This is a genomic window from Vreelandella sp. L-15 (assembly GCF_056857635.1).
In genome coordinates this window covers 1-3779 of sequence record NZ_JBSXNN010000004.1, presented here as the reverse complement: position 1 = coordinate 3779, position 3779 = coordinate 1, and the positions used below count along the sequence as shown (strand labels likewise).

Here is a 3779-nt window from a genome sequence, read left to right as displayed (position 1 = left end):
ACCCTTGCTGTTCAGCTAACGGTTCCCGCTATCAGGGTCCGTAGGGGACTTTCACCCCCAAGTCATCCGGCCAACCACCACGGCGGACCGGATAGCGCCTAATTGGCGCTGCGCGCCATGCCTGGCGCACCATAAAAAAACGCCACGTTATAAATAACGTAGCGTTTAGAAATATTGGTGGAGCCTAGCGGGATCGAACCGCTGACCTCAACACTGCCAGTGTTGCGCTCTCCCAGCTGAGCTAAGGCCCCACATGCTGCCAGTTTCGTGCAGCGGGGCGAATACTAATTCACAGCACTGTAAGAGTCAAGCATTAAAGCAAACCAGCATCATCTAATTCTCCTTTGCTGAGAGCTGTGGCACTCTATAGGTTCGCAGCGTGCGTATCGCTTGAGTCCACGATGATTACCTGCAGGAGCCAGACCTTTGATCAACGTTTTAATTGCCGATGATCACCACCTGGTGAGAACCAGCATCGCCCACCTGCTAAACGAAGAGTCCGATATTAAAATTGTGGGCGAAGTGGATGATGGAGAGAGCGCCGTCGCCCAGTGCCGACAACTAAAGCCCGACATTGTCCTCATGGATATTCGTATGCCGGGTATCGGCGGGCTAGAAGCCACACGGCGTATTCATCGCACCCTGGCTGACATTAAGGTTATCATTCTTACCGCCCACTTAGAGGACAGCGTCCTGAGGCGCATGCTTGAAGCCGGTGCATCGGGCTTTTTAAGCAAAGGGACTGATGCGGTGGAAATGACCGATGCCATTCGCCAAGTCTTCCGCAACGGGCGCTATATAAGCCAAGAAATTGCACAGCGGCTAGCACTCGCCCACTTCACTGACGAAGATAGCCCATTTAACCAGCTCTCTGATCGCGAGCTACAAATTGCTTTGATGATCGTCAACTGTCAGCGAGTACAAGATATTTCTGACCGTCTACACCTTAGCCCTAAAACTGTTAACACTTACCGTTATCGCTTGTTTGATAAGCTACATGTCACCAGTGATGTCGAGTTGACCCATCTCGCCTTACGCCACGGTCTAGTCGAAGGTTTTGACGCCACTATGGGATAGGCCTACCATCGCAGCTTCTGCCGTTTAAGAGCTCCAATGCCCAGCTATGACTTTTGATGCCAAGCAGTTTTTAAGCTCTGTCAGCACTTCACCCGGTGTTTACCGCATGCTGGATGAGGAGCAAAACACGCTCTATGTCGGCAAAGCGAAGCGTTTGAAAGCACGACTGGCAAGCTATTTCCGCGGCCAGCTCAATACCAAAACCCAGGCGATGGTGGCACGCATTGCCGATATTCAAATTACGGTCACCCGTAGCGAAACCGAAGCACTGCTGCTTGAACAAACATTAATTAAGGAGCTTCGCCCGCCCTACAACATCCTGCTACGGGATGATAAATCCTACCCGTTTGTGTTTGTCACTGACCGCCACCCCTACCCCGCTTTGGAATATAAGCGAGCACGCCAGCGTCGCGACGATGGCCGCTACCTGGGTCCCTACCCCAGCAGCGGGGCCGTAAAAGAGAGCCTGACACTGATGCAGAAAATTTTTCGCATCCGTAACTGCGAAGACAGTGTTTTTGCCCACCGCTCTCGCCCTTGCTTGCAGTATCAAATTCAGCGCTGCAGCGCCCCTTGTGTTGATTACATCTCAGAAGAGGAGTATCGCCGGGATGTGGAACATGCGGTGATGTGCCTAGAAGGCAAAAGCGAGCACGTGACCCAGCTATTAACCCAAGAGATGGAAGTAGCCAGCCAAGCGCTCCACTTTGAAGAGGCCGCACGCCTGCGTGACCAAATCCAGCAGCTACGCCAGCTGCAGCAGCGCCAGTTTGTGGATAACGAGAGCGGCGACGCAGACGTTTTCGCCTTAGCCCAACGCCCTGGCGCACTCGGCATCTCCATATTGAGCGTGCGTGATGGTCGTCTACTGGGCGCTCGGCACCATACGCCAAAGAATGATCTAGACCTGCCGCCAGAAATGCTGCTGACCGAAGTGGTTAGTCAATACTATTTTGGCCAGCCGCATAACGTACCCGGAGAAGTAATTACTAGCCTCCCGCTGGAAGATAGCACTCTGATTGCCGATGCCCTCTCTCAGCAAGCAGGCAAAAAAGTCAGAGTAGCAAGCCAAGTGCGCGGGCATCGCGCCCAATGGCAGCACCTCGCCATGACCAACGCCGAGCAGCAGCTTGCATCACAGCTGGCCAATAAAACCCAGCTCACTCAGCGGTTTGAGGCACTGCAAAAAGCGCTGGGACTGGAAAAACTGCCAGAGCGGCTTGAGTGTTTCGATATCAGCCACAGCCAGGGCGAAGCCACCGTGGCGTCTTGCGTGGTGTTTGACCACCAAGGCCCGCGTAAAAGTGACTATCGCCACTTCCGCATTGAAGGCATCGCAGCAGGGGATGATTACGCCGCCATGCAACAAGCGCTGACGCGGCGCCTGAAGCGGGTAAAAAACGGAGAAGCAGTGGCCCCCGATATTCTGATTGTGGATGGCGGCAAAGGGCAGCTCAATATGGCACGCGAGGTACTAAACGACCTTTCGGTCACCAACATCATCCTACTAGGCGTTGCCAAAGGAACCACTCGCAAGGCCGGGCTGGAAACTCTCTTCTTAGAGACCAGCGATAACCCGCTACCTTTAGATCCGGCTTCGCCGGCACTGCATTTAATCCAGCATATCCGCGATGAGTCCCACCGCTTTGCGATTGCAGGCCACCGGGCAGCGCGAGACAAAGCGCGACGCACGTCTACTTTGCAGGATATTCCTGGCATAGGCCCTAAACGGCGGCGCGAACTTCTGCGCTTTTTTGGTGGCCTACAGGGCGTACAAAAGGCCAGCCGTGATGAACTAGCCAGGGTGCCCGGAATTAATGCAGCCCTCGCAGAGAGCATTTATACGGCACTGAATGGATAAACTTGTTCTTAACATGGATGCAATGCGCTAAGGGGGATAGAATAACCCGCACATTACACTCCGACTTTCATGATTCTCCGGCAAGGATCGCGCCCTGCGATGAATATACCCAACATACTTACACTGGCAAGAATCGTCTTTATCCCTCTACTGGTAGTACTGTTTTATCTACCTTTCAGTTGGAGCATGCCGGTTGCCGCTGGTTTATTTGCCCTAGCATCGGTCACCGACTGGCTCGATGGCTACCTGGCCCGCCGCTGGAATCAGTCGACACCCTTCGGCGCCTTTTTAGACCCTGTGGCAGACAAACTTATGGTCGCCGTGGCGCTTGCACTGTTAATTGAGCGTTTCGACACGCTGATCCTGACGCTGCCCGCACTGGTGATTATCGGTCGTGAGATCGTTATTTCAGCCCTGCGGGAGTGGATGGCCGAAATGGGTAAACGCGGCATGGTGGCAGTCTCTTGGGTTGGCAAACTAAAAACCACGCTGCAGATGGTCGCCATTCTGGTACTGCTGGCCTTCCCGCCAGGGCACGAAATCGCGCTACTGGGCGTGGTTGTTCTGTACGCTGCCGCTGCTCTCACGCTTTGGTCAATGGCTCAGTATCTAAAAGCTGCTTGGCCGCACCTTAGTCGCTCAATGTAGGCAGCATAAATGTCAGCAGCACAGTAGCTCTTTGAACCCGTTGATAAATTGATCTAGCGTCTCCCCACTTTTCCACAGGTGGTGCTGTAACTGCCTGAATAGCGTTGAAAATTTCAGTGCTATCAACGAGATCGGGGGCTTTCCCGCCGGTATCATGTTGTTACCCCTAACACCATGAACCAAAAGGAAAACC

At 53.6% G+C, this 3779-nt stretch carries 3 protein-coding genes and 1 tRNA gene; 3 read left to right on the top strand and 1 reads right to left on the bottom strand.

Annotated elements, in window-relative coordinates; all coding sequences use genetic code 11:
• Positions 1 to 175 precede the first annotated feature (175 nt).
• Positions 176 to 251 (bottom strand) — tRNA-Ala (locus tag AC13CY_RS00105).
• Between the two features lie 175 nt (positions 252 to 426).
• Between AC13CY_RS00105 and uvrY the strand changes: the two genes are divergently transcribed.
• The 3 genes from uvrY (at position 427) to pgsA (ending at position 3586) form a co-directional block, all read left to right on the top strand.
• Entirely contained in the window at positions 427 to 1077 is a 651-nt protein-coding gene (gene uvrY, locus AC13CY_RS00100; RefSeq protein ID WP_213262232.1) for a UvrY/SirA/GacA family response regulator transcription factor, read from the top strand.
• 46 nt (positions 1078 to 1123) lie between these two features.
• On the top strand, positions 1124 to 2938 hold the full coding sequence (uvrC, locus tag AC13CY_RS00095) for an excinuclease ABC subunit UvrC (RefSeq protein WP_483052164.1): 1815 nt from the start codon (positions 1124 to 1126) through the stop codon (positions 2936 to 2938).
• A gap of 99 nt (positions 2939 to 3037) precedes the next feature.
• Entirely contained in the window at positions 3038 to 3586 is a 549-nt protein-coding gene (gene pgsA, locus AC13CY_RS00090) for a CDP-diacylglycerol--glycerol-3-phosphate 3-phosphatidyltransferase (RefSeq protein WP_044628106.1), read from the top strand.
• Positions 3587 to 3779 lie beyond the last annotated feature (193 nt).

Excerpts from the sequence above, each read along its gene's own strand:
- uvrC (WP_483052164.1), top strand. The coding sequence starts at position 1,124 with ATGACTTTTGATGCCAAGCAGTTTTTAAGCTCTGTCAGCACTTCACCC.
- pgsA (WP_044628106.1), top strand. The coding sequence starts at position 3,038 with ATGAATATACCCAACATACTTACACTGGCAAGAATCGTCTTTATCCCT.